Raw genomic sequence first — 25,289 nt, 5'->3', positions numbered from 1 at the left:
TTTGAATCCACGCGCCAAGGGAGGACACCATGACAGACGCATCGACCACATCAAGACCGCTGTTCAACCGTCAACAGCTCATCTCACTTTTCCTGCCGCTGGTGGCAGAGCAGGCCCTCAGCATCTCCATCGGTCTGGCGGACACCCTGATGGTCTCCTCGGTGGGCGAAGCCGCCGTTTCGGGCGTGAGCCTGGTGGACTCCTTCAACGTGCTGATGATCCAGCTGCTCAGCGCACTGGCCACCGGCGGCGCGGTGGTCGCCAGCCAGTACATCGGCCACCGGGAGCCAAAACGGGCCAAGGCCAGCGCCGCACAGATCATGTTCATTATGATCTCGCTCAGCGTGGTCACCGCCGTCATCGTGGCGGTGGGACGGCACGCCATCCTGCGGGGCATCTTCGGCTCCATTGACGCGGATGTGATGCGCTACGCCGAGACCTATTTCCTGCTCTCGGCCCTGAGCTATCCCTTTATTGGCGTGTACAACGCCGGTGCGGCTCTGTTCCGCGCCCAGGGCAACAGCAAGATCAGTATGCTTTCCAGCCTGGTGATGAACGTGGTGAACATTGGCGGCAACGCCATCCTGATCTACAGGTTTGGCATGGGCGTGATGGGTGCGGCCACCGCCAGCCTCGTGAGCCGGATGATCGCCTGCTTCACCGTGATGTTCCTGCTGCAGAAGCCGGAATGTGCGCTGCGCATCGACCACCTCACCGACCTGAAGCCAGATCTCGACCTCATCAAGCGCATCCTGAAAGTCGGCATCCCCGCCGGCATCGAGAACGGCATGTTCCAGATCGGCAAGCTGTCGGTCTCCAGCTTGACCAGCACGCTGGGCACCGCCGCCATTGCCGCAAACGCCGTGGCAGGCAACATCTCCAGCTTCCTGAACGTGCCCGCCTCCGCCGTGGGCATCGGCGCGCTGACCGTTGTGGGCCAGTGTCTGGGTGCCGGGGAAAAGGCGCAGGCCAAGCGCTATTCCCGCCTGCTGCTCCTGACCGCCTACGCCGGCGACTGGGCGATGAACCTTTCCGGCCTGTTCTTCCTGAACAAGCTGGCGCTCTCCTGGTTCAACCTCTCGCCGGAGGCCTACGGCATGGCACTGGAACTGATGGTCTGGTTCAACGTTGTATCGCTGATCCTGTGGCCCTCCAGCTTCACCCTGCCCAACATCCTGCGCGCCGCCGGAGACGCCGCCTTTACCATGACGGTCAGCGTCATCTCCATGTGGGTGTTCCGGGTGGCCTTCTGCTACCTGATGGTGCTCAAGTTCCACTGCGGCCTGCTGTTCATCTGGATGGGCATGTTCCTGGATTGGGCCATGCGCTCGCTGTTCTTCTGCGTCCGCTTTGTCCGCGGCAGGTGGATGGAACAAAAGGTGATCTGAGTTTCCGTATATCCGGCCCTCCCCGCCATTGCAGTTTTGGCGGGGAGGGCTTTTTTTGTGCAGGAAACCCGCATCCTGTCTCGTATCAATAGGCAGAAGCTTCTCCCCTGCATCCGCTTCCCCAAAGCATACCAAATTCCGCGCGGATGTGTTCACGATTTTGTCAGCTTTTTGTCTTGTTTTCTTCGTCTTTGCGCGGTATAATCATACGCTGCAAAGAACTTTAGGCGGGGCTGCGGCCCCCATTCCAGAAAAGGAAGTGTGTTCCATGCGCAACTGGTTTTCCCGCCACCCCGTTTCGTTCATGGCGTTTTATCTCCTGTTTTACCTTTCGGCGTTCCATTGGCTCGAAGTCCATATTGCCGTGCCCGATGTTCTGGTGCACTGCCATCTGGACGACCTGATCCCCTTTTGCAAATATGCCATCGTGCCCTACTTTGCGTGGTTCCTGTGGATCCCGTTCACCCTGTTCTACCTGCTGTGGAAAGCGCCCCGGGCCGACTTCTGGCGGCTCTGCCTGCCCCTGTTTGCGGGCATGACCATTGCGCTGGCCTGCTATGTCATCCTGCCCACCGGCCTTAACCTGCGGCCCTACCGGGTGTACGGCAGCGACATCTTTGCTCAGGCCGTGCGGATGCTCTATGCCACCGACACGCCCCTCAATGTCTGCCCCTCCATCCATGTGTTCAACTCCGTCACCCTGATGATGGCCTATTACCGCAGCCGCATCTTTGAAACGCCGGGCCGCCGCTGGATGCGGCCCGCTTCCGCCGTGCTCTGCGTTTCCATCATTGCGTCCACGGTCCTGCTCAAGCAGCACAGCTGCATTGATGTATTGCTGGGCATCCTGCTGGCCATGGCGCTGGATACGGCCATGACCGCACTGGAACGCAGCGACGCAAGAGCCTTGCAGCGGCTGTGAATCTGTACGGAAAAACACCCATGCCGGCGCTGGCATGGGTGTTTTTGCATTTTGGGGTATTACGGAGCTGGGGCAGTGAACTCTTTCAGGTGCGCTGTATCCAGCTCTTCGGCATCTTTGGCCGCTGATGTATAGGAAATTTTCAGATATTTCAGGGCCGTATCGTTTGCCAGCAGTTTTTTGCAGGTTTCCGTATCAAACGTGATGTTGTTGGTCAGATCCAGCCAGATCAGCTGCGGCATCCGGGTCAGGGGAGTATAATCCATGTTCTTATATCTTTCCTGCGCACCCTGAGAGAGAGACATACTCAGATACTGCACACTGCTCTCCGCCAGCGGGGCAAAGCTGTCGATCTCCGGTCCTTGGCACAGCTGCAGAAAGCTCAGATTTTCCATCTGCTTCAACGGTTCCAGCGAACCGATCCGGGTCACGTCCAGTCTCAGGACCCGCAAGTCAGCTCCGGCCAGCTGGGTCAGATCGACCTCACTGCCGGTGATCCACAGCATCTTCAGCGACTTCATCTGCGCCAGCGCCGAAAGGTCGGAGACATTGGAATCCGCCCGGATCCCGTCACTGCCATACTTCAGCTCTACCACGGAATCCAGCTTTGCAAAGGTCGGGAATGCGCTGCTCTCCACACTGGGCACACTCAAAAGCATCAGATTTTTGCATTCCTCCAGACCTGTCAGATCTGTAATGGGTGGGGCTCCCCTTCTATTATTGACCGACAATACCTGCAAGCTGTCAAAATGCCGCAGGTCTGCCAGAGAGGTCACCGGATCATACGTTCCCTCTACCCTGACCGCACAGGCTTCCAGCTGATCATTGCCATTAACGGTTCCCCCAATATCTTCCCCGTCCGGTGCATCTTTGACGAGGAGATCTTTCACGCCGGTTCCGGAATTTATCGTAACGCGCTGATAATCCCAGACATCGCTGTGATAGATATCCCCTTCCGGGCGGTCAAGCCATTTCCGGACGTGCTTTTCCATCACAGGGTCCTGCCACTCAATGACATAGTCCTCCCCATGCTCGGCATGGCTGGCCGGAACCGTAAGTGTCGTCTGCTGAACAAAAACATCCTGCATTTCCGAACGGAAAGGCCCCGGTCTCAGATTCAAAGAGCTTGCACATGCGCTGAGCAAAAGCATTGCACAGATCAACAAACTCGACGCTTTTAACATTTTACGCATAACAGGCTCCTTTCTGTTTTAGTCTATTTGCGTAACACTCTCGCTCTCATTATCATTCTTTTTACGAGATGTCTGATTGGGAACTTGAGACATCACTTCATTACTCGAATAGTCGCCATTTTCGCATACCACATATACCCATAAAGTTGTGTAATAATATGTGTATTCCGTCCATGTTCTTTCAATATTAAGTACGCCACCGCATTTCGGACACTCAGGAAAAAAAAGCGGCTGCACTCCTTCATCTTCTGGCTCAGCAGCAAATGCGCCAAGCGGCATCGCACACACAAGTGTCAATACCACCAATAGACCAGCTAACATCTTTTTCATTTTACTTCCTCCAATCTATACTGTGATTTTAACCATCTATATTCTACCATACACAATTTATTTTGTAAACAATAAACCACAACCTCTGCTCAAGCACAGCAAAGATTGTGGTTTTGTTTAAAACAGATTTTCCTGCAGGCAGATGTCCTGCTTTGGCACCTTGTCCCAGGAAAAGTCTGCAATGAGGCTTTCCGGGGTGCGGGGGGCCGGTTCAGGTTGGAGACCATAGGCAAAGGCAAGCCTGCCCACGATTTCTTCCGCCGTATACTTTGCCCGCAGATTTTCCAGGCTCTGGTCCCCGTCCCGTTTGGAAAGGCGGCGGCCATCCGGGGCCAGCAGGAGCGGACAATGGGCGAACTGCGGCGCTTTCAGACCCAGCAGGCGGTAGAGGTAGAGCTGCCGGGCAGTGGAAGAGAGCAGGTCCGCGCCCCGCACCACCTCCGTCACGCCCATGCGGGCATCATCCACCACCACAGCCAGCTGGTAGGCAAACACGCCATCGGCGCGGCGGAGGTAGAAATCCCCGCAGTCGCGGAGCAGGTTCTCGGTGTGGGGGCCCATACAGCCATCGGTGAAGGCGATGTCCTCATCGGGCACCATGAGACGGTAGGCCGGGGCCTTCTTTTTGCGCTTTTCGGCGATCTGCTCTGCCGTCAGCCCCCGGCAGGTGCCGGGATAGATCACATTGCCGTCGGAGGTGTGGGGTGCGCTGGCGGCATGGAGCTGGGCACGGGAGCAGAAACAGGGGTAAACAAGGCCCTGTGCTTCCAGTTTGTTATAGCTCTCGGTGTAGATGGCGGCGCACTCGCTCTGGTAATAGGGGCCGTTGGGGCCGCCGCTGCTGCCGCCCTCGTCCCAGACAAGGCCCAGCCAGCGCAGGTCCTCTTCCAGTGCATCGGCGTATTTGCGGGGGCAGCGCTCGGCATCCAGATCCTCAATGCGCAGAACGATGCGCCCGCCCTGACTTCTGGCGCTGAGCCAGGCCAGCAGGCTGCAGGCCAGATTGCCCAGATGCAGCCGCCCGCTGGGGCTGGGGGCAAAGCGCCCGGTCACAGCGCTCACAGGCCCAGCTTCCACTCGCCGTCCACAGGCTGGGAGATGGGCGTGTTATAGAACTCGGCCACGGCCTTTGCCATGTACTCGGCATCCTTGCAGCTGGCGGTCTCCATTGCGGAATGCATGGCCAGCTGTGCCAGACCGATATCCACCATGGGGATCAGGATCTGGTGGCCCAGCAGGTTGCCCAGCGTGGAGCCGCCGGGAACATCCGCGCGGTTTGCGGCCACCTGCACCGGCACACCGGCCTTTTTGCAGATATCGGCAAAGGCAGCGCCGGTAAAGCCGCTGGTGGTGTAGGTCTGGCGGGCATTGTACTTCAGCAGCACACCGCCGCCCATGACCGCCACATTGGCGGGATCGCTCTTTTCGGGGTGGTTGGGGTGGGTGGCGTGGCCATTGTCGGCGCTCAGCAGCAGGCTGTTGGTGCAGGCACGGATGCTCTGCTCCCGGGTGACCCCCAGTTTTTCCTCAATGCGGGCCAGCACATTGGCCATCAGGGTGCCCTGTGCGCCCTGCCGGCTGGAGGAGCCCACCTCCTCGTTGTCGAACATGACCCACATATCGCCCCGGCCTTCCTCCTCGCCGCGGCCCTGCAGGAAGCCCCACAGGGTGGTGTAGGCGCATTCCAGGTCATCGATGCGGCCGGACATGAAATATTCGCCCTTCAGGCCCACGCGCTCGGCCTTTTCACGGGTGCAGAGCACCAGGTCAGCGTCCACGATGTCCTCAGCCTTGACCCCGGCTTCCTCAGCCAGAGCGTCCCGCAGGGTGGAGCCCGCCTCACCAAAGATGGGCTGCAGATCCACCTGAGGGTTGTACTTCATGCCGTTGTTCAGGTCATGGCTGAAGTGGATGCAGAGGTTGGGGATGACAGCCAGCGCCCGGTCGGGGTGGACCAGCAGGCTCCGGATGCCATTCTCCGTGCGGACCAGAATGCGGCCCGCCACACTCAGGGGCCGGTCCAGCCAGGTGGGCATGATCATACCGCCGTAGCCCTCGGTCTCCGCCTTGGCAAAGACCGTGTCCTTGCCGCCATCCAGCTGCTTGATGCGCCAGGTGGGAGAATCGCTGTGGCTGGCGGTGACATGCCAGCCGGTCAGCTCACCCTTGGGCATCCGCCATGCCAGCACGGCAGAGCCGTTGCGGGTGGTGTAATATCTGCCGCCGGGCACCAGCTCCCAGGCTGCGCTCTCGGGGCAGTTCTGGTAGCCGTTCTCTTCCAGGAGCTTCACAGCCGCAGCCGTGGAGTGGAAGGCGCTGACACCGGCGTTCAGGAAATCGAAGAGACCTTCGACGGAAAAGGTGTTATTCTGCATTTTATGTTCTCCTTTATTTTCAGGTTATCCGCTGCTAAACCTCTCCGTCATTGCTTCGCAATGCCACTTGTCCGGGTTGCGGCTCCCAACATTCACTTCGTGCAAAGTATTGCACTTGTGCCTTGTTGGCCGCTGCCCCAACAACAACTCCTTCATCCGCCACTGGCGGCGGTTGTTGTTGCTGCCTAATAGGAGAGGCAGGGGCCTTTCTTAGCTCCCCTGTTAGAGGAGCTGTCGCCGCAGACGACTGAGAGGTTTCGCCACAATTATACCGTTTCTCTTATCAAAATGCAATCACACCGGGGCCATCTCGGCAAGCTGCTGTTCAAGCGCGCGGCGGAGCTGGGCGGCGTGCAGGCCGCAGACCAGCTGGACCCGGGTGCCCTGCACCACAAGACCCTTATGGGGCAGGGAGAGCAGAGCCCCCATATCCAGCAGCGAGGCATCCCGCACCGTGAGCCGGAGGCGGGTGAAGCAGTTTCCCAGCTGGGCGATGTTCTCCGGCCCACCCAGCGCGGCGATGAACTGGCACACCTCCTGCGGGTCGGCGTACGGGGACTGGTCTGTGGAAGGGGCTGCCTCCCGGCCCGGGGTGGGCAGATCCTTTGCCTTGATGAGGATGCTGAACACGGCAAAGTAGGTCAGGAGCTCCGCAAGGCCCAGCAGATAGAGCAGCGGCAGATTCTGCAGCTGCTCCCCGGCGCTCAGGTTGAACACCAGCGACCCCAGCAGGTTGGAGGTAAAGGCCCGGACATGCAGGACATGGAGCAGCACCATAAAGCCGCCCGTAATGACCGCATGGGCCACCCAGAGCAGGGGCGAAACGAAGCAGAACAGAAAATCAATGGGTTCGGTGATGGAGGCCACCGAGGCCGTGACCGCCAGCGGGATCATAGCGGCGGCGGTACGGGCACGGTTCTCCCTGCGGGCCGTGAAGATGAAGGCCGCCGCAATGCCCAGATAGCCAAAGGTCTTGGTGAAGCCGGTGTACATCCAGACGATGCCGTCCGAGAGGGGCAGGCCCATGGTGTACTCGGTCATGCAGACGGCGTAAGCGCCTGTGTAGGTCACAGAACCCACAGTCAGGCTGCCGCCCAGCGAAGAGAACTGGAAGGGCATATAGATGAGGTGATGCAGGCCGGTGGGGATGAGCAGCCGTTCCAGAAAGCCGTAAAGGAACACACCCGCGTTCCCTGAAGCCGCGATCCAGCCCGTGAGGGCGCTGACCGCCCGCTGCAGCGGCGGGCAGACGAAGCAGAACCCCAGCCCCAGTGCCACCGCCAGCGCCGACAGCCACAAAAAAGACCATCGCAGACCTGAATAGAGCTGGGTGATCATGCCATAAAACTGCTTTTCGCAGGTGCGGTTGAAAAGCCACGCCGCCGCAAAGCCCAGCACGATGCCGCTTGCCACGCCGGTGTCCACCACCTGAATGCCCAGAATGGTGGTCTGGCCCGTGCCCGCAAGGCCGGTCATCCCGTTGGGCTGGGCAAGCAGTCCCAGCGCTTCCAGCGCGGTGTGGTTGGCTGTGAGGAACACAAGGTAAGCCATCAGCGCCAGCAGGGCGGCATCCTGCTTTTCGGTTTTGGCGCGCACGGCAGCTACCCCCACGCAGAGAATGACGCTGAGGTTGTTGATGAGCACCATCATCCCGTTGTAAAGCAGCTGCCCCACCAGCTGCAGCGGAGCCCACTGCAGCACCGGCAGCGCCTGACACAGGGGCTTGCTGGTGAGCAGCGCCCCCAGCACCAGCAGCAGGCCCGCCGCCGAAAGATAAGACAGCGGCGACAGCAGCGACTGTGAAAAGCGTTCCAGCCGCCGCAGAAATTTCTGCATCCGTTTCTCCCCCTTTTCCCGGTTCTTCACTCATTTCTCCCAGTTTGACCATGGCCGGATTATACGCGCCAGCGCAAAAAATGTCAATCCCGCCCGACTGAGAAAAAAAGGACAAAAGTTTGTATAGTTTGCACAGCCGGGGTGAAAAATCGTCCTGCGCACGCCGATTGACAACAGCCCGGCAGAACAGTATACTAGAAATGTACCAGAGCAGTTTCTCCGGCAGATGGGCCGGAACACGATAAAAGGAGGCTTTCCTATGATTCGCAAGCGTATTCTTTCCCTGCTGGTCTGCGCCGCCCTGCTGTGCGGCGTGCTGGCAGGCTGCAGCACCTCTTCCGGCAGCACTGCCGCTTCCAGCTCTTCCGCTTCTGCAAGCGAGAGCATCCCCTCTTCCACCGTGACCGCCGACACCGGCAAGGTGGGCCCGCTGGACGCAGGCGAGAACTCCCTGTTCTCCCTCTCTGACCCGGACGATGCCTTTGCCCCCTGCCTCGGTTGGGGCCCCGGCGTGTCCGGCTGCTCGCTGAAATCCGTCATCGCGGCGGCTTCCCTGCTGAAATGGGCCGATGGCTGCAGTATGAGCATCCAGCCGGTCAGCGACATCAAAGCTGCCTATACCCAGTGGTTCGACAGCCTGAGCGCCGATGACCAGCAGAGCTTTGCCGATGCCTGGCCGCTCATTAAGGCCGATGCCGAGACCCTGCTGACCGACAAGGACAGCATGACCGGCCGCATTGAGGATGCCGGTCTGGATGCCAAAGAGCTGCCCGGCTGTTCCGAGGAAAACTGGAAAGCCCTGGCCGATGTCATTGACGTACTGGTCCCGGCTTCCAGCGAGTATTGAGCGTCCTGTCTGCCCCTGAATGCAAGAGACATAAAAATAAGCCCGACGTTGTCGGGCTTATTTTTATGTTCAGATCTTCTTCAGGGTGTACTGGCGGGTGCCCATGCCGATCTTTTCGGCCTGCTCCAGCGTTGCCTTCCACTCGACATTGGGGTTGGAATCCTTGAAGTTGTCGTGGTGGCAGTTCCAGCCGGGCTTTGCAAGGTTCTGGCCCAGCTGGCTGTTGGGCAGGGGCTGTGCGTTCAGGCAGGCATCGGCACAGGCCTGATCCAGCGCCACGGGGTCAAAGGAGGCGAACATGCCGATATCCGGCAGGATGGGGGCATCGTTCTCGCCGTGGCAGTCACAGTTGGGGCTGATATCCTGCACCAGGCTGATGTGGAAGCAGGGGCGGTCTGCACAGACGGCGGCTGCGTACTCTGCCATCTTGCGATCCAGCTCCTCGTTGGCACTGCTGTCGATGGAATAGATGGCATCGAAGTTGCAGGCACCGATACAGCGGCCGCAGCCTTTGCACTTTTCGTAATCAATGACCGCTTTGTTGTTCTCGTTGTAGCGGATGGCATCGGAGCCGCACTCCTTGGCGCAGCGGTGGCAGCCGCGGCAGAGTTCCTCCTGCACGGCGGGCTTACCGGAGGAGTGCTGCTCCATCTTGCCCGCACGGGAACCGCAGCCCATGCCGATGTTCTTGATGGCCCCGCCGAAGCCGGTCGCTTCGTGGCCCTTGAAGTGGGTCAGGCTGATGAAGATGTCGGCATCCATAATGGCGCGGCCGATCTTGGCGGTCTTGCAGTATTCGCCGTTGGGCACGGGCACCTCAAGCTCATCGGTACCGCGCAGGCCGTCGCCAATGATGATCTGGCAGCCGGTGGTCATGGGCCAGAAGCCGTTTTCCTGCGCGCAGCTCAGGTGCTCCAGCGCGTTCTTACGGCTGCCCGGGTACAGCGTGTTGCAGTCGGTCAGGAAGGGCTGGCCCCCCTGCTCCTTGCACAGGTCTGCCACTACCTTGGCGTAGTTCGGGCGCAGGAAAGCCAGGTTGCCCAGCTCGCCAAAGTGCATCTTGATGGCCACGAACTTGCCGTCCATATCAATGCTCTTGATGCCCGCCGCAATGCACAGGCGGCGCAGTTTTTCGGTCAGGCTGGTGCCCACAGGACACCGGAAGTCGGTGTAATATACAGTCGATGCTTCCATAGGGATCTCCTCCGTTTTTGACAATTTCAGGCGCGGCACTTTCCCGCCGCCGGGTTCTCTCTTTATGGCTCCAGTATAGCACAAGGCCGGGGCCGGTGCAATTGCCCCAGGGCGCAAAAAAGCCGCCCGGGCGGGCGGCTGGGGGTTCGGGAGCGATTTACGCAATGGCGGTGATGGCGGCCACGGCCAGGACGATCAGGCCCAGCACGATGCGGTAAAGACCGAAGAACTTGAAGTTATGGCGCTTGACGTAATCCATCAGGAAGCGGATGGCGGCAAGGCTGACCACAAAGGCGACCACGCAGCCCACCACGAGAACAGCGATCTCGGTGCCGGTCATCGCAGCGCCGGAGAGGACGAACTTGACCACCTTGAGCAGGGACGCGCCCGCCATAACGGGGATGGCGAGGAAGAAGGTAAACTCAGCCACACAGGCACGGGACAGACCCAGCAGCAGGCCGCCCACGATGGTGGCACCGGAGCGGGAGGTGCCGGGGATGATGGCCAGCATCTGCCACACGCCGATGATGAAGGCTTCGCGGTAGGTGATCTGTTCCAGCCGGGTGACATGTGGGGCGGTGCGGCGGTTCTCCACAAGGATAAAGAGGACACCGTACAGGATCAGCATGGCGGCGACCGTGATGTAATTGTAGAAGCGGGCCTCAAACCAGTCGTCCAGCGGGCTGATGATGAGCACCGGGATGGTGGCGGCCACCACCTTGAACCAGAGCTGCCAGACGGCAGGTTTGGAGCAGACGCGGCCATGGCGCAGGCCGAAGGGCCAGAGCTTATTCCAGAACAGCACCACCACAGCCAGAATGGCACCCAGCTGGATGACCACGCGGAACATGGACATGAATTCCTCGCTGGCGTTGAACTTTACCACCTGCTCCACCAGGATCATGTGGCCGGTGGACGAGATGGGCAGCCACTCGGTGATGCCCTCCACAATGCCCATCAGGATGGCTTTCAGTATTTCAAGAAACATGGGTTCTCCTCCCTGCAAAGCGGCTCGGGCGCTCTGCACACATTCAGATTGGGTTCGCTCTCCAGTATATCATATTCTGAGAGCCTGCGCACGAAAAATCACAAATTTTATACAGAAGCACTGTCTCCTTTTTCTGTATTTATCTGCCGCCGGAAATATGCTATACTGGACACAGCGCTTTTCCCTGTGTTTCCTTCTGACGCGGAATGCCGGGCCAGACAACAACAGATTTTGAACAATGAGGTGACATCCATGAATATTCTGGTGATCGGCTGCGACCAGGTGGGCGCGGCACTGGTGCGGGATCTGGAACGCATCGGCCATGATATTTCCCTGATCGAAAAGGACCCCGAGCAGCTCAAGCGGCTGGACAGCTTTGATGATTATTCCTTTGGCGGCACGGCCCTTGTGGGCGACCCCACCGACCCCGACATCCTCAAGCAGGGCGGCGTGGAGAACTGCGACGCGGTGGCCGCTGTGTGCGAGGATGACTCCGTGAACCTGATGGCCGCACAGATCGCAAAGAACATCTTCCGGCGCGAAAAGGTCATCTGCCGCGTCTCCGACCCGCATTTGCAGGTGCTCTACCACAAGACCTACGAGCTGGACACGATCTGCCCCACCATCCTGACAGAACAGGCAGTGTTCCGTGCGCTGGCGAAATAATGGAAACTGGCTCACCCTCTCAGTCAAAGCCTGACGGCTTTGCCAGCTCCCCCAAAGGGGGAGCCAAGAGCTGGTTCAGACAAAGTTTCTATATACTTTAAGTATTATGAGGTTTTTATATGAAAGTTTGTATTGCAGGCGGCGGGCGTGTTGGGCGGTATCTGGCCCAGAGCCTGCTGACGAACCACCATTCGGTGGTCATCATTGAACCCATCGAGGCCCAGTGCCGGATGCTGGCAGATTCGCTGGACATCCCCGTGATCTGCGGCGATTCCATCAGCGTGGACACCCTGCGCACCGCCGATGTTGGCAGCTGCAACGCCTTTGTGGCCGTGACCGGCTCGGACGAGGACAACCTCGTGGCCTGCCAGATCGCCAAGCGGGAGTTCGGCGTGGACCGCACCGTGGCCCGGGCCTCCAACCCCAAGAACCGGGAGCTGCTGCACACCTTAGGCGTGGACACCGTGGTCTGCGGCACCGACAACCTGAGCCACATTCTGGAGCGAGAGATCGAGACGGATACCATCCGCCAGCTGCTCAGCCTGGGCGGCGGCACAGCCAGCCTGAACGAGATCCTGCTGCCCGAGAACTTCAAGTTTGCGGGCAAGGCCATCATGGATGTGCCCATTCCCGGTGATGCCATTCTGGTCAGCATCACCCGCGACACCGAGTTCATCATCCCCCACGGCAACACCGTTCTGCTGCCCTGGGACCGCATCCTGGTGCTGACGCAGGACGATACCCTGCACCTGCTGACCGATGCCTGGGAGCTGAACAGCAAGTGACGGAGCGGGAGCTGCGCCGCACGGCGCTCATCATCCCGCCCCGGGGCCGGGCTGTGCTTTGCTGCTGGGCCGCCATCCCGGGCCTGTTGGCGGCTCCCTTTGTGTTCTGGCAGAGCCTGCCCGCCGGGGTGGTGTTCTGCCTGCTCTGGGCCGCACTGGTGACGGTGGTGTACCAGCGCGCCTGCAGCTATGCCGCCGCGCTGGGCGCGGAGACCCTGACGGTGTACTCCGGCATCGCCTTTCCGCTGCGGCGGGCGATCCGACGCAGGGCCGTAACAGGGCTGTTCCGGCTGCGCACGCCGCTGCTCCGGCTGGCAGGGGTATCGGTGGTCGTCATCACGGCACCGGGCACGCAGCTTATTTTACCGGCGGTTCCGGCAGAGCAGGCCGCTGCCCTCACCCATGTCCTTGCGGAGGAGATCCGATGAATGAACGCCGCCTGCACCCCTTTACCGTTCTGCGGTTTCTGCGCAAGACGCTGGTGGTCTATCTGCTGCCGCTGGTCCAGGTGCTGTTTGAGAGGAACTGGACAGCCCTGCACACAGCTCTGCGGCAGGATGCGCTGCTGTTCCTTCTGCTCTGCGCCGTGAGCTGGGGCATCCTGCATGTGAGCAGCTGGAGCCTGGACGACACCGGAGTCTTTCATCTGCACTGGCGGCTGGGCATCCGGCTGGATCGTGCCCTGCGGGGCGAGATGCTGGCGGCATTGACCATCGACCGGCCCCTGCTCTACCGGATGGCCGGGGCAAGCCGCCTGACCCTTTACCCAGTGGGCGCGGCGCAAAAGCACACCCTTTCGGTCTGCCTGCCCAAAGCCGATGCCGAGGCGGTGGCAGACCAGCTGATGCCTCTGGTAAAGCCTACCCTGCACCGGCCCGCCGGAGAGGAGCGGGCGGCGCTGGGTTTTCTGGGGGCCAACGGCCTCTCCACGCTGGCCCTGTTCGTGCTGGCCGTGCGCCAGACCCGGGATGTTCCGGACTGGAACCCTGCCGTTTTTGCCCAGATCCAGGTGAGCTTTCTGGCCCGATTCGCGGCGCGGTGGCTCCCCGCAGGCGCGGCATGGCTGCTGGCGGCTGCAGGCTTTCTGCTGGGGGCCAGCCTGATGCGCAGCTTTGCCCAGACCGTGCACTACACTGTCTGGCACACGGCCGACCAGATCGGCAGCCGGGGCGGCTGGCTGGGGCACTTCGAGTGCCGGGTGCGGACAAGCGAGATCAGCTTTGCAGATGTCCGCATCTCCCCCGCTGCCCGGCTGATGAAACGCTGGCCGGTCTTTGTAACGGCGGGCGGCTGCTCCCCCGAGCTGCCGCTGTTCGTCTACCGCAGCGGCGAGGAAGCATTGTTCCGGGAGCTGCTGCCGGAGTTCCGGATGCCGCCCGACCTGCTGGCCCGCACCGAGCAGCGCAGTCTCATCTTTTTTGCACCGGCAGGCATTCCCTTTGCCCTCTGCCTGCTGCTGACGCTGGTCTCGGCCACAGTGTTGCCCCAGCTGACCGTTACCCTGCTCATCCCCACCTTCTTCTTTGGGGCACTGCTGGCCGGGGCCGCGGCAGGCTATCGGCGGGAGGGCCTCTGGCTGCGGGAGGGCCGCATGACCCTGCGGCGGCAGCAGGGGCTCTACCTGCATTGCATCTGTGTGTTGCACCCGGATGTCTGCCTGACCGCAGCACAAAGCCCCTGGGCTGCCAGTGTGGGCCGCGCCAACCTGACCCTGACCTTTCCCGGCTGGGTAAAGCTCAAGGTGAGGAGCGTGCCGCTGCGGGATGCGGAGAAATTTTTCAGATTTATGGAAACGAATTAAATCTCTCAGCCGCCGATCGGCGACAGCTCCCCCAATCAGGGGAGCTCTTGGCATAAAGATAACGTTATTGTTTTTAGGGGAAGTAAAATTGTTATGATTCATACAGTATTATTTGATTTGGACGGCACTTTGCTGAACACCATCGACGACCTGGCTGATGCAGGCAACTGGGTGTGCGCACAGCACGGGTGGCCGGAGTTTACGGCGGAGCAGTTCAAGCACATGGTGGGCAACGGCATCCCGAAGCTCGTGGAGCGGTTTTCGCCCGCCGATGCCCGCACACCGGAGCAGCTGGCCGCTACGCTGGCGGAATTTACCGCCCGGTACGATGCCCACAAGGAGGACAAGACCGCGCCTTACCCGGGCATTGCTGCCCTCATTGACGCGCTGAACACCGCGGGCGTGCAGTGCGCGGTGTTCTCCAACAAGGCTGACCCGCTGTGCGGCAAGATCATCGAGCATTATTTCGGGGCAGGTCGGTTTGTTCTGGTGCGGGGCAGCCGCCCGGGCGTGCCCACCAAGCCCGACCCCACCGGTGTTTACAGCCTGATGCAGGACCTGCACGCAGCCCCTGCCAGCACCCTGTTCGTGGGCGACAGCGACGTAGATATCCTGACCGGGCACAATGCCGGTCTGCCTGCCATGGGGGCGCTGTGGGGCTTCCGGGGCCGCGCAGAGCTGACTGCTGCCGGAGCCGATGCACTGGCCGGCGTGCCTGAGGATATTTTAGAATACGTTAGAACACATTAAAGGAACGACCCTCTCCGGCGCTTTGAAGCACTGACGGAGAGGGTCGATTTTTATTTGCAGACTGTTCACAGGATGTTTCTTGCATAAACTCCCCTGTTTTCCTATAATATAGTTCCCATTTGATACAATTGAGAAACGGAGGACTTGCCCATGGCAGCTGAAAAGAAAATCTCCCCCAACGTAGAGAGCCGCCTGCGCCACAACATCCTGAAAATGCCCCAGGAGGTATATGCCGCCAGCGGCATCGTCATCAACGGGCGGCGGCTGAAAAGCTTTGTATTCACCACCGACCTTGCCATCATCCGCAACTGCGACGCGGACGCGGTGTTCGCGGTCTATCCTTTCACGCCCCAGCAGGCCATCAGCGATGCCATCATCAAGGCATCCTACATCCCGGTGTTCTGCGGTGTGGGCGGCGGCACCACCCACGGCGTGCGCACCCTGAACCTTGCCCGCGACGTGGAGAGCCAGGGTGCCATGGGCGTGGTGCTCAATTCCCCCATCTCTGACCTGAACCTGCTGGCGGTCTCGCGGGTGGTGGACATCCCGGTCATCATCACAGTGACAAAAGAGGACACCAACATCCGGAGCCGCATTGATTCCGGGGCATCCATTCTGAATGTGGCCTGCAGCACTGACACGCCCCGGGTGGTGGCAAAGATCCGGGAGCAGTTCCCAGATGTGCCCATCATCGCCAGCGGCGGCAAGACCGGCGAGAGCATTTCCGCCACCATTGCGGCGGGTGCCAACGCCATTACCTACACGCCGCCCTCTCCGGCTGTGCTGTTCAAGGAAATGATGGAGAAATATCGGGAATGATTTACGCAAGACGCTGTAACTTTTTTCTGTTACAGCGTCTTTTTTACGCCATAGAAGGAGATATTTCAGAAATTTTTGAATTTTTGCGAAATAATTGTTGACAAATCGCGGTCGATTGGATATAATAATAAAGCACTGTTCAAGTGCACAAAATAAATATGGCGGTATAGCTCAGTTGGCTAGAGCATTCGGTTCATACCCGAAGTGTCACCGGTTCAAATCCAGTTACCGCTACCACGTTACAGAGTTTCGCTAAGATAAGGGGGACGGTCGTCCGCAGTAGTGGATGATGGATGTCGGAGGTTTTAGCGAAGCTCTGTGTTTTTGAGGCCCGTTGGTCAAGCGGTTAAGACACGGCCCTTTCACGGCTGTAACATGGGTTCGATTCCCGTACGGGTCACCAAAAAGCTTCTGATTGAAAAATCAGGAGCTTTTTTCTTTTTGTTTTTTCTACACAACAACCCCCCGCCGTCTGCATCACGCGGACGGCGGGGGGTTCAACATTTTATGTGTGCTTTGTGGAAAAGCTCAGGCTCAGCCCTTCTTGTGGGTAGGGACCATAACTTCCAGGCCGCCCATGTAGGGCTGCAGCACCTTGGGGATGGTCACGGAGCCATCGGCCTGCAGATGGTTCTCCAGGAAGGCGATCAGCATACGCGGAGGAGCCACGCAGGTGTTGTTCAGGGTGTGGGCCAGATAGGTCTTGCCGTCTTTGCCCTTGACGCGGATGTGCAGGCGGCGTGCCTGTGCATCGCCCAGGTTGGAGCAGGAGCAGACCTCAAAGTACTTCTGCTGGCGGGGGCTCCAGGCCTCGATATCGCAGCTCTTGACCTTCAGGTCAGCCAGATCGCCGGAGCAGCAGTTCAGCTGGCGCACGGGGATCTCCATGCTGCGGAACAGCTCCACGGAGTTCTGCCAGAGCTTCTCGTACCAGTCGGCGCTCTCCTCGGGGCGGCAGACCACGATCATCTCCTGCTTCTCGAACTGGTGGATGCGGTAGATGCCGCGCTCCTCGATGCCGTGTGCGCCCTTCTCCTTGCGGAAGCAGGGGCTGTAGGAGGTCAGGGTCAGGGGCAGAGTGGCCTCGTCCAGGGTCTGGTCGATGAAGCGGCCGATCATGGTGTGCTCACTGGTGCCGATCAGGTACAGATCCTCGCCCTCGATCTTGTACATCATGGCATCCATCTCGGGGAAGGACATCACGCCCTGCACCACGTTGCCGTGCATCATAAAGGGAGGAATGACATAGGTGAAGCCCTTGTCGATCATAAAGTCGCGGGCATAGGCCAGCACAGCCTCGTGCAGGCGGGCAATATTGCCCAGCAGGTAGTAGAAGCCATTGCCGGCAACGCGGCCAGCAGCGTCCATATCGATGCCGTCAAAGCTCTCCATGATCTCGGTGTGGTACGGGATGGGGAAATCGGGCACCACAGGCTCACCAAAGCGCTGAGCTTCCACGTTGTAGGTGTCATCGGGGCCGATGGGCACGCTGGGGTCGATCATCTGGGGGATGGTGTACATGATCTCCTGGATGCGGTCAGCCAGCTTGGCTTCCTCGGCTTCCAGCTCTGCCATCTTGTCTGCATCGGCCTTGACGGCGGCGTTGTTGGCATCGATCTGGGCCTGCAGCTGGGCCTTCTGGGCCTCGTCGGTGCACTTCTTCAGCTGACCGAACAGGGGGCCGTTGGCCTTGCTCAGCTTGTTGCGGGCAGCCTTCAGGCTCTCAACTTCCTTCAGGCACTCGCGGTACTTTGCGTCCTTCTCGATGACTTCATCCACCAGAGGGAGCTTGGCATCCTGGAACTTCTTCTTGATGTTTTCCTTGACAGCATCCGGGTTGTCACGGACAAATTTGATATCAAGCATGATTTACTCTCCTTACTCTATTTCGGTTCGCACGGGCAGGTAAGCCCTTTCCCATGCCGTTCAAAGGCGGCGTGCCGCCTTGGATCGCTATGTTTTTCTTCTCGGTCAGGCTTGCCTTCGTACAACCCTCTCAGTCGGGCTGGCGGCGTATACGAAAAGCTTCCATCGGCTGCCAGGGCCTCTCCTACCAGGCAACAACAATGATGGAGAGGTTTAATCCTCAACCTGATATTGCCCTAATAAGTTTGCAAAAGCCTTCAGCTGTTCATCCGAGTAGAAGTGGACGGTCAGCTTGCCCTTGCCGTCGTGGTAGGCCACATTGACCTCACTGCCCAGCGCCTGCTTCAGGCTCTCCTCCACCTCCACAGGCAGGGTGCCGCGCGGGGCGGGCTCCACAGGCTCTTTGGGGGGCTTGGCCAGCTTCTTGCACAGGGTCTCTGCCTGCCGGACATTCAGCTCATGGTCGGCAATGATCTGTGCCGCCTGCTCCTGCAGCTCCGGAGTGGGCAGACCCAGCACCACCTTTGCGTGGCCCGTGGTGAGGAAACCGCTCTTCAGCAGCTCCAGCACCGTTTCGGGCAGGTTGAGCAGACGCAGGCTGTTGGCCAGTGCGCTGCGGCTTTTGCCCAGCTTGCGGGCCGCCTGCTCCTGGGTCAGGTCACAGCGGGTCATCAGCTCCCGGATGCCCAGTGCTTCTTCCACCGGGTCCAGATCCTCGCGCTGAAGGTTTTCCACCAGCGCCAGCTCCATGGCCTGCTCATCCGTGACATCCTTCACAATGACGGGTGCCTCGGTCAGGCCCGCCATCCGGCAGGCACGCCAGCGGCGCTCACCGGCCACGATGAGATAGCGGTCTACCCCGTGGGGCCGCACCGCAATGGGCTGCAACAAACCGTGCTCTGAGATGCTGGCCGCCAGCTCTGCCAGCGTTTCCTCATCAAAGGTCTTGCGGGGCTGAGCCGGGTCCGGCTCGATCTCCCGCAGGGGCAGCGTCTCGATCCGGTTATCGGACTCAAAGCTGGGGGCTGTGTCCTCAAACAGACTTTCCAGGCCCCGGCCCAGTCCTCCTCTTTTTTTTGCCATAGGTTACGCTTCCCCCTGCTTCACTTGTTCCAGTGCGCTTTTCTGCTCGGCGGGGGCACTGTTCCCTTTTGCGCGGCGGCGTGCCGGCTCATGCGGGCGGTTGTTCTTTACGAACTCAATGGCGAGATCCATATAGGCCTCGCTGCCCTTGCCCTTGGGCTCATAGAAATTGATGGGCTGGCCGTAGCTGGGCGCTTCCGAGATGCGGATGGTGCGCGGGATGGTGGTCTTGTAGACCTTGGTGCCAAAATACTTTTTGACCTGATCCACCACCTGCAGCGTCAGGTTGAACCGCCCGGAGAACATGGTGAACACCACGCCCTCGATGTCCAGATAGGGGTTGTACTTCTTGCGGATGGTCTTGAGGGTGCTGATGAGCTCCGACAGGCCCTCCAGTGCGTAATACTCACACTGGATGGGGATAAGCACGCTGTCGCAGGCGCACAGACCGTTCAAGGTGAGCAGATCCAGGCTGGGCGGGCAGTCCACAAAGATGAAGTCGTAGTCCTTCTGCACCGAGGCCAGCGCCTTGCGCAGGCGGCTTTCGCGGCCCGGCAGATCGATCATTTCCAGACCCGCACCCGCAAGCCGGGTGTTGGAACCGATGACATCGGTGCGGAACTCGGTCTTGCGGATGGCATCCTTTGCCTCCGCCTCACCGATCAGCAGCTCATAAGTACCCACATCGACACTCCGCTTGGGAATGCCGTAACCGGTGGTGGTATTGCCCTGCGGGTCCAGATCGACGATGAGCGTCTTTTTGCCCAGAGCCGCAACGCAGGACGAAAGGTTCACGGCCGTGGTGGTCTTGCCCACGCCGCCTTTTTGGTTTGCAATTGCAACGATTTTAGCCACGCTCTTTGTTTCCTCCCGGGAAAATTATTTGTTCCACGTGGAACATTCGAGGCCGGGCCCCGCTGTTTTCCCACCAGCAAAGCCCCTTTAAAGACTAGTATAGCACATCAGCGCGGCTTTTTGAACCTGTTTCCTGATTATTTTGCGTAAAAACCCTGTGGAATTGCATTTTTTGTGAAAATTGCGATGCGTTTTATCTTTGCGCGGCTGCGGTTGGAATGCGCACCGTGTATTCGATATAGCCGTCCCGCTCTTCCCTGTGGGCCGTGGCAGGCACACCGTTGTCCGTCATCAGCCGGATGGCATGGTCGATAGTGTTGACAAAGATGCGCACATCCTTGACCATGGAGATACGGTGTCTGCCTGGGGCGGCGGCATTGAGCAGCTGTTCAATGTACAGGTCGGTCTGCCGGGCATTCATCCGCCGCTTGGCAATGGTGATAAGGGCTTCGCTCCGCCGGTTCTCGGGCAGGCGCAGGACAGCCCGGGCGTGGCGCTCGGTCAGGCCATTGTCCAACACGAACTGCCTTTGGTCGGTGGTCAGCTGCAGCAGCCGCAGCTTGTTGGCAAGGGTGGGCTGTGCCATGCCCAGCCGTTTGGCCGCCTCGGCCTGGGTGCAGTCCCAAAGGGCGATCACATCCCGCAGCCCCTGTGCCTGCTCAAAGGGGTTCAGGTCTTCCCTCTGGATGTTTTCCAGCAGACCCAGAGCCGCCGTCCGCTGGTCGCCGCAGTCGCAGAGGATGGCCGGGATGGTCTCCATCTTGGCCAGCTTGCAGGCGCGGAGCCGCCGCTCCCCTGCCACCAGCTCATAACCGCCCTCGACCTTCCGCACCGAGATGGGCTGCAGCAGGCCGTTTTCCCGGATGCTCTGGGCCAGCCCCGCCAGCTCCTTTTCATCAAAGACAGTCCGGGCCTGAAACGGTGAGGGCTGGATGCTTTCCACAGGCAGGGTGTAGATCTTTCCGGCAGATTTCTTCCATTCAAACATGATTCTTTCCCCTTTCGCTGAAATGTGACACAGTTTTCCACCGTTTCCCGGGAAACGGTGGAAAGTTTGTTCATTGCAGTTCCAGTGTACCAGAAATCAAAAAGCCCTGCCAGAAGAATCGTTCGGCAGGGCTTGGCATTTATCTTGCGGTTTTGCGTTATTTCAGCGGAGACTTTGCGATCTTTCCACCATTTCTGGGGTAGGCTGTCGGAGTTTGCGAAATCTTTTTGCAGAGGATGAGGGTGCGGGTATCGCCGCCCGGCAGATGCAGGGTGCGGGTCTCCTTGTACTCGCCGCCCAGCTTCCGGATGGCACCGCGGGCTGCAGCCAGCTCCTCCTCGCCGGAAGCGCCTTTCATGGCAAGGAAGCTGCCACCCACCTTGACCAGCGGCAGGCAGTACTCGGCCAGCATGGGCAGAGCCGCCACCGCACGGGCAGAGGCCAGATCAAACTGCTCCCGCCATGCCTTGCGGGCGGCTTCCTCGGCGCGCTCCTTGGCAAACTCCACCCCGGTCAGGCCCAGCTGAGCGCAGGCATACTTCAAGAACTCCACCCGCTTGCCGGTGGGCTCCATCAGGGTCAGCTCCAGCTCGGGCTTGTAGATCTTTGTCACGATGCCCGGGAATCCGGCACCGGCACCCACGTCCACCATCTTCCCTGCCACCTCGGGTTGGCTGGCAAACAGCAGGCTGTCGAGGAAGTGCTTGTCCTCAATGCCCTCCGGGTCGGTGATGGCGGTCAGATTGACCTTCTGGTTGTAGTCCACCAGGATCTGCGCAAAGGCATCCAGCTGGTCCAGCTGTTCTCCGGTCAGCGCAATGTTCCACATGGAACATTTTTGCTCCAGTCTGTTCTTGTCGATCATTTATCTGTCCCTTTTCGTTTTAGGCAATTCTTTTCTCTTTTTATCAATGGCTCCCCTATCAGGGGAGCTGTCGCCGCAGGCGGCTGAGAGGTTGTACAGAGGTTCTGCCCTCCTTCGTCAACCTCTCCGTCAGTGCATCAGGTTTTCTCTCTGACTGTTAAAGCAATGCTCAGCTGCGCCACATCGGAGGGCGACACGCCGGGGATGCGGCCCGCCTGCCCCAGATTCTTCGGGCGGATGCGGGTCAGCTTCTCACGGGCCTCCAGCGTCAGGCCGGTCAGGTCAGCATACTCAAAATCTGCGGGGATCAGGGTCTTTTCGTGGCGAGCCACGTCACGGATCATCCGATCCTGCCGGGCAATGTAGCCTGCGTACTTGATCTCGGTCTCCAGCCGCTCGGCCAGCATGGGGGTGATGCCCTCGCCCCAGCCGATCACACCCGCCAACAGCGGATAGCTGATCTCGGGGCGGCGGAGCAGCTCCTCGGCAATGCCGCCCTCCGCGGCAGGGGTCAGCCCGGCTGCTTCCATGGCAGCGCGCAGGTCAGCAGTGCGCAGGTGGGTCTCGTGCAGGCGGCGGCGCTCCGCCTCCAGAATGCTCTGGGTGTGCTGGTATTTTGCCCAGCGGTCATCCTGCACCAGACCGTACTCCCGGCCAATGGGAGTCAGCCGCTGATCGGCGTTGTCCTGCCGCAGGGTCAGGCGGTACTCGCTCCGGCTGGTCATCATGCGGTAAGGGTCCATGACCCCCTTGGTGACAAGGTCATCCACCAGCGTGCCCAGATAGCTGGTCTGACGCTCCAGGATCAGCTGACTCTCCCCTTTTGCACTGCGGGCGGCGTTCAGACCGGCCAGCAGACCCTGCGCGGCGGCTTCCTCGTAGCCGGAGGTGCCGTTGAACTGGCCCGCGCCATACAGGCCCCGCACCACCTTGCTCTCCAGTGTGGCTTCCAGACTGGTCGGATCTACGCAGTCATACTCGATGGCGTAGGCAGGGCGCATGATCTCAATATGTTCAAACCCCTGAATGCTCCGGTAAAAGGCGTACTGCACATCCTCGGGCAGGCTGCTGGACGCACCCTGCAGATACATTTCCTCTGTGTTCTCGCCGCAGGGCTCCACAAAGATGGGGTGCCGGTCCTTGCCCGCAAAGCGCACCACCTTGTCCTCAATGGAGGGGCAGTACCGGGGGCCAACTCCCTCGATCATGCCGCCGTAGAGCGGGCTGCGCTGGATGTTGTCCAGAATGATCCTGTGGGTCTCGGGGTTGGTGTAGGCGATCCAGCATTCGACCTTGTTGTGCATGGGTGCATCCGTCAGAAAGCTGAAGGGCTGCAGCTCGCTGTCCGGGTCGCCGGGCTGGCATTCCAGCTTGGAGAAGTCGATGCTTCTCCGGTGGACGCGGGCAGGCGTACCGGTCTTGAACCGCCGCAGGGGCAGACCGGCGGCTTTCAGGCTTTCGGTCAGGGCATTGGCGGCGTGCATCCCATCGGGGCCGGAAGCATACCACGCATCACCGACAAAAATTTTCCCGCCCAGATTGGTACCCGTGGCAATGACCACACACTTTGCGCTGTACTCCCCGTTCAGCTGGGTCACAACGCCCTTGACATGGCCGTTCTCCACCTCAATGCCCACCACCTCGGCCTGATGGATGGCAAGGCCGGGCGTAAGCTCAAGGGCGTGCTTCATATATTCGTGGTAGCGCTTGCGGTCGGTCTGAACGCGCAGGGCATGAACGGCAGGGCCTTTGCCCTTGTTCAGCATCCGGCTCTGCAGGTAGGTGGCATCCGCCGCAAGGCCCATCACACCGCCCAGCGCATCCAATTCGCGTACCAGCGTTCCTTTTGCAGTTCCGCCGATGCTGGGGTTGCAGGGCATGTTGCCAATGGCATCCAGGCTCATGGTAAACACCGCCGTTTTGGCACCCAGCGTGGCGGCAGCGTGGGCCGCTTCAATGCCAGCGTGGCCCGCGCCTATTACAATCACATCGTAATCTCCTAAATGATTCATAACTTTTTCGGATTCCCTCTATTGTCAATGGAACAATCGAAACTGTACCTACACAGCCCGTCGCGCAGCGACTTCAAATCGGTGGAAAGCAAAAATGCGGTTAAGAGATCTTCGCGCGGGAGCGCGAATCTCCAGCATTTTTGTTTGGAGCTCACTTCTTTGGGGTCACTAGGGGCGAGCAGCCCCTAGTTCGTGCCTCCCGCGCTTCGAAAGTAGCGGGTGCTTTTCTGGTTCTCTTTTGGCACGCAAAAGAGAACATTCCTCATTACTTCCCCACACAGAACCGCTCAAACACTTCATTGATGACATTCTCCGACGCATTTTCGCCGGTGAGGTCACAGAGGGCATCCAGCGCATCGTCCACACAGACCGATACGGCATCCAGCCCGAACCCGCCGCTGACCGCATCCAGCGCACCGGCCACTGCATCCCGCGCGCGGGTGGCGGCGGCAAGCTGGCGCTGGCCCGAAAGGCTGGCAGCGTGGGGGTCGATGTTGTTGGTGCCCAGCAGGCGGGCAACAGCAGCGGCGATCACTCTGCGGCTCCCCTCTTCCTGGCAGCAGACCGGGAGCACCATGGCAAAATCGCCCGCAATGATCTCTGCGTCAAACTGAGTGGGCTTGTCCTCTTTGTTGACCAGTGCAATGGCCGGGCGGCCAGCGCACCGCTGCGCCAGCGCAAGATCCTCCCGGGTCAGGGGCTCAGAGCCATCGAACACCGCCAGGATCAGCCCCGCCTCGTCCAGCTTTTTCCAGCTGCGGCGGATGCCCTCGGCCTCGATCGCATCCTCGGTCTCCCGCAGACCGGCCGTGTCGAACAGGTTCAGCCGGATGTCCCCCAGCCGGACGGCCTGCTCCACCACATCCCGGGTGGTGCCCGCCACGGGGGTGACGATGGCCCGGTCGAACCCGGCCAGCAGGTTGAGCAGGGTGGACTTGCCCGCATTGGGCCGCCCCACGATGGCACAGTCCACACCCTCCCGCAGGACCGCACCGGCATCGTAATTCCGGATGAGGGTGTCCAGCTCTCCCTTCACGGCAGTCAGGGTGGATACCAGCTGGGCATCCCCCAGCGCGGGAACGTCCTCCTCGGGGAAATCCACCCAGGCAGTCAGATGGGCCTGCAGGGCGGTCAGGGCATCCTTTTCAGCCCCGATCTTCTTCGCCAGCGCACCGTTCAGGGAGGCATTGGCCAGCGCCGCACCCTGTCGGCCATCGGCAGAGATCAGGTCCATAACGGCCTCGGCCTGGGTCAGGCCCAGCTTGCCGTTGAGGAAGGCGCGGCGGGTGTACTCGCCGGGGGCGGCGGGGGCGGCACCGGCTGCGATGCAGCTTTCCACCAGCCGCCGGGCCACCGCACTGCCGCCGTGGCAGGAAAGCTCCACCACATCCTCGCCGGTGTAGCTGTGGGGTGCCCGGAAGAAGAGGGCCACGCCCTCGTCAAAGGCTTCCTCCCCTTCCATGAAATGCCCAAACAGAGCGGTGTAGCCCTTGGCATCTTCTACCCGCTTTGCCGGGTTGGCCGGGCAGAACACCTTTGCCGCCACGGCATAGCTCTCCGGGCCGGAAAGACGCACCACGGCAATGCCGCCTGCGCCGGGCGCGGTTGCAATGGCCGCGATCGTTGAATGTTCCATGTTGGTGCTCTCCCTCCGCTCTCAAATCAGAATTATTGTATCACGAAGCGACGAAAAAGGAAAGAGACAAAAAGCCCCCTTCCAGTTTTC

23 protein-coding genes and 2 tRNA genes are annotated in these 25,289 nt (G+C 60.2%); 11 read left to right on the top strand and 14 right to left on the bottom strand.

What is annotated here, in order from left to right; translation table 11 throughout:
• Positions 1–29 precede the first annotated feature (29 nt).
• Together D3F01_RS06065 and D3F01_RS06060 are read left to right on the top strand one after the other, a co-directional pair.
• Entirely contained in the window at positions 30–1,388 is a 1,359-nt protein-coding gene (locus D3F01_RS06065; protein ID WP_242886881.1) for an MATE family efflux transporter, read from the top strand.
• A 268-nt stretch (positions 1,389–1,656) separates the two neighbouring features.
• A complete protein-coding gene (locus tag D3F01_RS06060) occupies positions 1,657–2,310 on the top strand; it encodes a phosphatase PAP2 family protein (protein ID WP_242886876.1) in 654 nt (217 codons plus the stop codon).
• 59 nt (positions 2,311–2,369) lie between these two features.
• Here the strand turns inward: D3F01_RS06060 and D3F01_RS06055 are convergent, their stop codons facing one another.
• The 5 genes from D3F01_RS06055 to D3F01_RS06035 all read right to left on the bottom strand — a co-directional run bounded on the left by D3F01_RS06055 (position 2,370) and on the right by D3F01_RS06035 (position 8,044).
• A complete protein-coding gene (locus D3F01_RS06055; protein ID WP_242886872.1) occupies positions 2,370–3,398 on the bottom strand; it encodes a leucine-rich repeat domain-containing protein in 1,029 nt (342 codons plus the stop codon).
• 123 nt (positions 3,399–3,521) lie between these two features.
• On the bottom strand, positions 3,522–3,833 hold the full coding sequence (locus D3F01_RS06050; RefSeq protein WP_242886869.1) for a hypothetical protein: 312 nt from the start codon (positions 3,831–3,833) through the stop codon (positions 3,522–3,524).
• Between the two features lie 117 nt (positions 3,834–3,950).
• Positions 3,951–4,895: a tRNA glutamyl-Q(34) synthetase GluQRS gene (gluQRS, locus tag D3F01_RS06045; protein ID WP_242886867.1), complete on the bottom strand. Its 945-nt coding sequence runs from the start codon at positions 4,893–4,895 to the stop codon at positions 3,951–3,953.
• The gene (locus D3F01_RS06040) at positions 4,892–6,208 is read right to left on the bottom strand and encodes a M18 family aminopeptidase (protein ID WP_242886863.1); all 1,317 of its coding nucleotides are present in this window, start codon (positions 6,206–6,208) and stop codon (positions 4,892–4,894) included. Before D3F01_RS06040 ends, gluQRS begins: the two co-directional genes overlap by 4 nt.
• A 294-nt stretch (positions 6,209–6,502) precedes the next feature.
• Positions 6,503–8,044 (bottom strand): PTS transporter subunit EIIC, encoded by a 1,542-nt coding sequence (locus D3F01_RS06035; protein ID WP_242886860.1) that lies wholly within the window; start codon positions 8,042–8,044, stop codon positions 6,503–6,505.
• Between the two features lie 259 nt (positions 8,045–8,303).
• Here D3F01_RS06035 and D3F01_RS06030 point away from each other — a divergent pair, with 259 nt between their 5' ends.
• Positions 8,304–8,891, top strand: coding sequence for a hypothetical protein (locus tag D3F01_RS06030; RefSeq protein ID WP_242886857.1), 588 nt, complete (start codon positions 8,304–8,306; stop codon positions 8,889–8,891).
• A gap of 69 nt (positions 8,892–8,960) precedes the next feature.
• Here the strand turns inward: D3F01_RS06030 and D3F01_RS06025 are convergent, their stop codons facing one another.
• The gene (locus D3F01_RS06025; RefSeq protein WP_097769914.1) at positions 8,961–10,085 is read right to left on the bottom strand and encodes a DUF362 domain-containing protein; all 1,125 of its coding nucleotides are present in this window, start codon (positions 10,083–10,085) and stop codon (positions 8,961–8,963) included.
• Positions 10,086–10,242: 157 nt separating this feature from the next.
• Positions 10,243–11,073, bottom strand: coding sequence for an undecaprenyl-diphosphate phosphatase (locus D3F01_RS06020; RefSeq protein ID WP_156074256.1), 831 nt, complete (start codon positions 11,071–11,073; stop codon positions 10,243–10,245).
• Between the two features lie 252 nt (positions 11,074–11,325).
• On the opposite strand from D3F01_RS06020, the gene D3F01_RS06015 reads away from it, so the two are divergent.
• The 8 genes from D3F01_RS06015 to D3F01_RS05980 all read left to right on the top strand — a co-directional run bounded on the left by D3F01_RS06015 (position 11,326) and on the right by D3F01_RS05980 (position 16,297).
• Positions 11,326–11,739 carry a TrkA family potassium uptake protein gene (locus tag D3F01_RS06015; protein WP_097769913.1) on the top strand — a complete coding sequence of 138 codons (414 nt, stop codon included), beginning with the start codon at positions 11,326–11,328 and terminating at the stop codon, positions 11,737–11,739.
• A gap of 119 nt (positions 11,740–11,858) precedes the next feature.
• On the top strand, positions 11,859–12,524 hold the full coding sequence (locus tag D3F01_RS06010) for a TrkA family potassium uptake protein (RefSeq protein WP_005929193.1): 666 nt from the start codon (positions 11,859–11,861) through the stop codon (positions 12,522–12,524).
• A complete protein-coding gene (locus D3F01_RS06005; RefSeq protein ID WP_242886852.1) occupies positions 12,521–12,952 on the top strand; it encodes a hypothetical protein in 432 nt (143 codons plus the stop codon). Before D3F01_RS06010 ends, D3F01_RS06005 begins: the two co-directional genes overlap by 4 nt.
• Positions 12,949–14,325: a PH domain-containing protein gene (locus D3F01_RS06000; protein ID WP_242886849.1), complete on the top strand. Its 1,377-nt coding sequence runs from the start codon at positions 12,949–12,951 to the stop codon at positions 14,323–14,325. The genes D3F01_RS06005 and D3F01_RS06000 overlap by 4 nt, the downstream gene beginning before the upstream one ends.
• 93 nt (positions 14,326–14,418) lie before the next feature.
• Positions 14,419–15,075, top strand: coding sequence for an HAD family hydrolase (locus D3F01_RS05995; RefSeq protein WP_242886846.1), 657 nt, complete (start codon positions 14,419–14,421; stop codon positions 15,073–15,075).
• 150 nt (positions 15,076–15,225) lie between these two features.
• The gene (locus D3F01_RS05990) at positions 15,226–15,894 is read left to right on the top strand and encodes a hydrolase (RefSeq protein ID WP_186851133.1); all 669 of its coding nucleotides are present in this window, start codon (positions 15,226–15,228) and stop codon (positions 15,892–15,894) included.
• A 160-nt stretch (positions 15,895–16,054) separates the two neighbouring features.
• A tRNA-Met gene (locus D3F01_RS05985) sits at positions 16,055–16,131 on the top strand.
• 91 nt (positions 16,132–16,222) lie between these two features.
• A tRNA-Glu gene (locus tag D3F01_RS05980) sits at positions 16,223–16,297 on the top strand.
• Positions 16,298–16,428: 131 nt separating this feature from the next.
• Here D3F01_RS05980 and serS read toward each other — a convergent pair.
• The 7 genes from serS to mnmE all read right to left on the bottom strand — a co-directional run bounded on the left by serS (position 16,429) and on the right by mnmE (position 25,199).
• Positions 16,429–17,760, bottom strand: coding sequence for a serine--tRNA ligase (gene serS / locus D3F01_RS05975; protein WP_223455406.1), 1,332 nt, complete (start codon positions 17,758–17,760; stop codon positions 16,429–16,431).
• 213 nt (positions 17,761–17,973) lie between these two features.
• A complete protein-coding gene (locus D3F01_RS05970) occupies positions 17,974–18,843 on the bottom strand; it encodes a ParB/RepB/Spo0J family partition protein (protein ID WP_242886843.1) in 870 nt (289 codons plus the stop codon).
• A gap of 3 nt (positions 18,844–18,846) precedes the next feature.
• Positions 18,847–19,698 carry a ParA family protein gene (locus D3F01_RS05965; protein ID WP_156076666.1) on the bottom strand — a complete coding sequence of 284 codons (852 nt, stop codon included), beginning with the start codon at positions 19,696–19,698 and terminating at the stop codon, positions 18,847–18,849.
• Between the two features lie 193 nt (positions 19,699–19,891).
• Entirely contained in the window at positions 19,892–20,686 is a 795-nt protein-coding gene (locus D3F01_RS05960) for a ParB/RepB/Spo0J family partition protein (RefSeq protein ID WP_242886840.1), read from the bottom strand.
• A gap of 157 nt (positions 20,687–20,843) precedes the next feature.
• Positions 20,844–21,551, bottom strand: a complete 708-nt coding sequence (gene rsmG / locus D3F01_RS05955) for a 16S rRNA (guanine(527)-N(7))-methyltransferase RsmG (RefSeq protein WP_005929169.1) — start codon at positions 21,549–21,551, stop codon at positions 20,844–20,846.
• A 137-nt stretch (positions 21,552–21,688) separates the two neighbouring features.
• Positions 21,689–23,563, bottom strand: a complete 1,875-nt coding sequence (gene mnmG / locus D3F01_RS05950) for a tRNA uridine-5-carboxymethylaminomethyl(34) synthesis enzyme MnmG (protein WP_242886837.1) — start codon at positions 23,561–23,563, stop codon at positions 21,689–21,691.
• A 265-nt stretch (positions 23,564–23,828) separates the two neighbouring features.
• Entirely contained in the window at positions 23,829–25,199 is a 1,371-nt protein-coding gene (gene mnmE, locus D3F01_RS05945) for a tRNA uridine-5-carboxymethylaminomethyl(34) synthesis GTPase MnmE (RefSeq protein WP_242886834.1), read from the bottom strand.
• Positions 25,200–25,289 lie beyond the last annotated feature (90 nt).

It is taken from the genome of Faecalibacterium sp. BCRC 81149 (assembly GCF_022750605.1).
Taxonomy (GTDB): domain Bacteria; phylum Bacillota; class Clostridia; order Oscillospirales; family Ruminococcaceae; genus Faecalibacterium; species Faecalibacterium duncaniae.
This window is presented reverse-complemented; position numbering and strand designations above follow the sequence as displayed.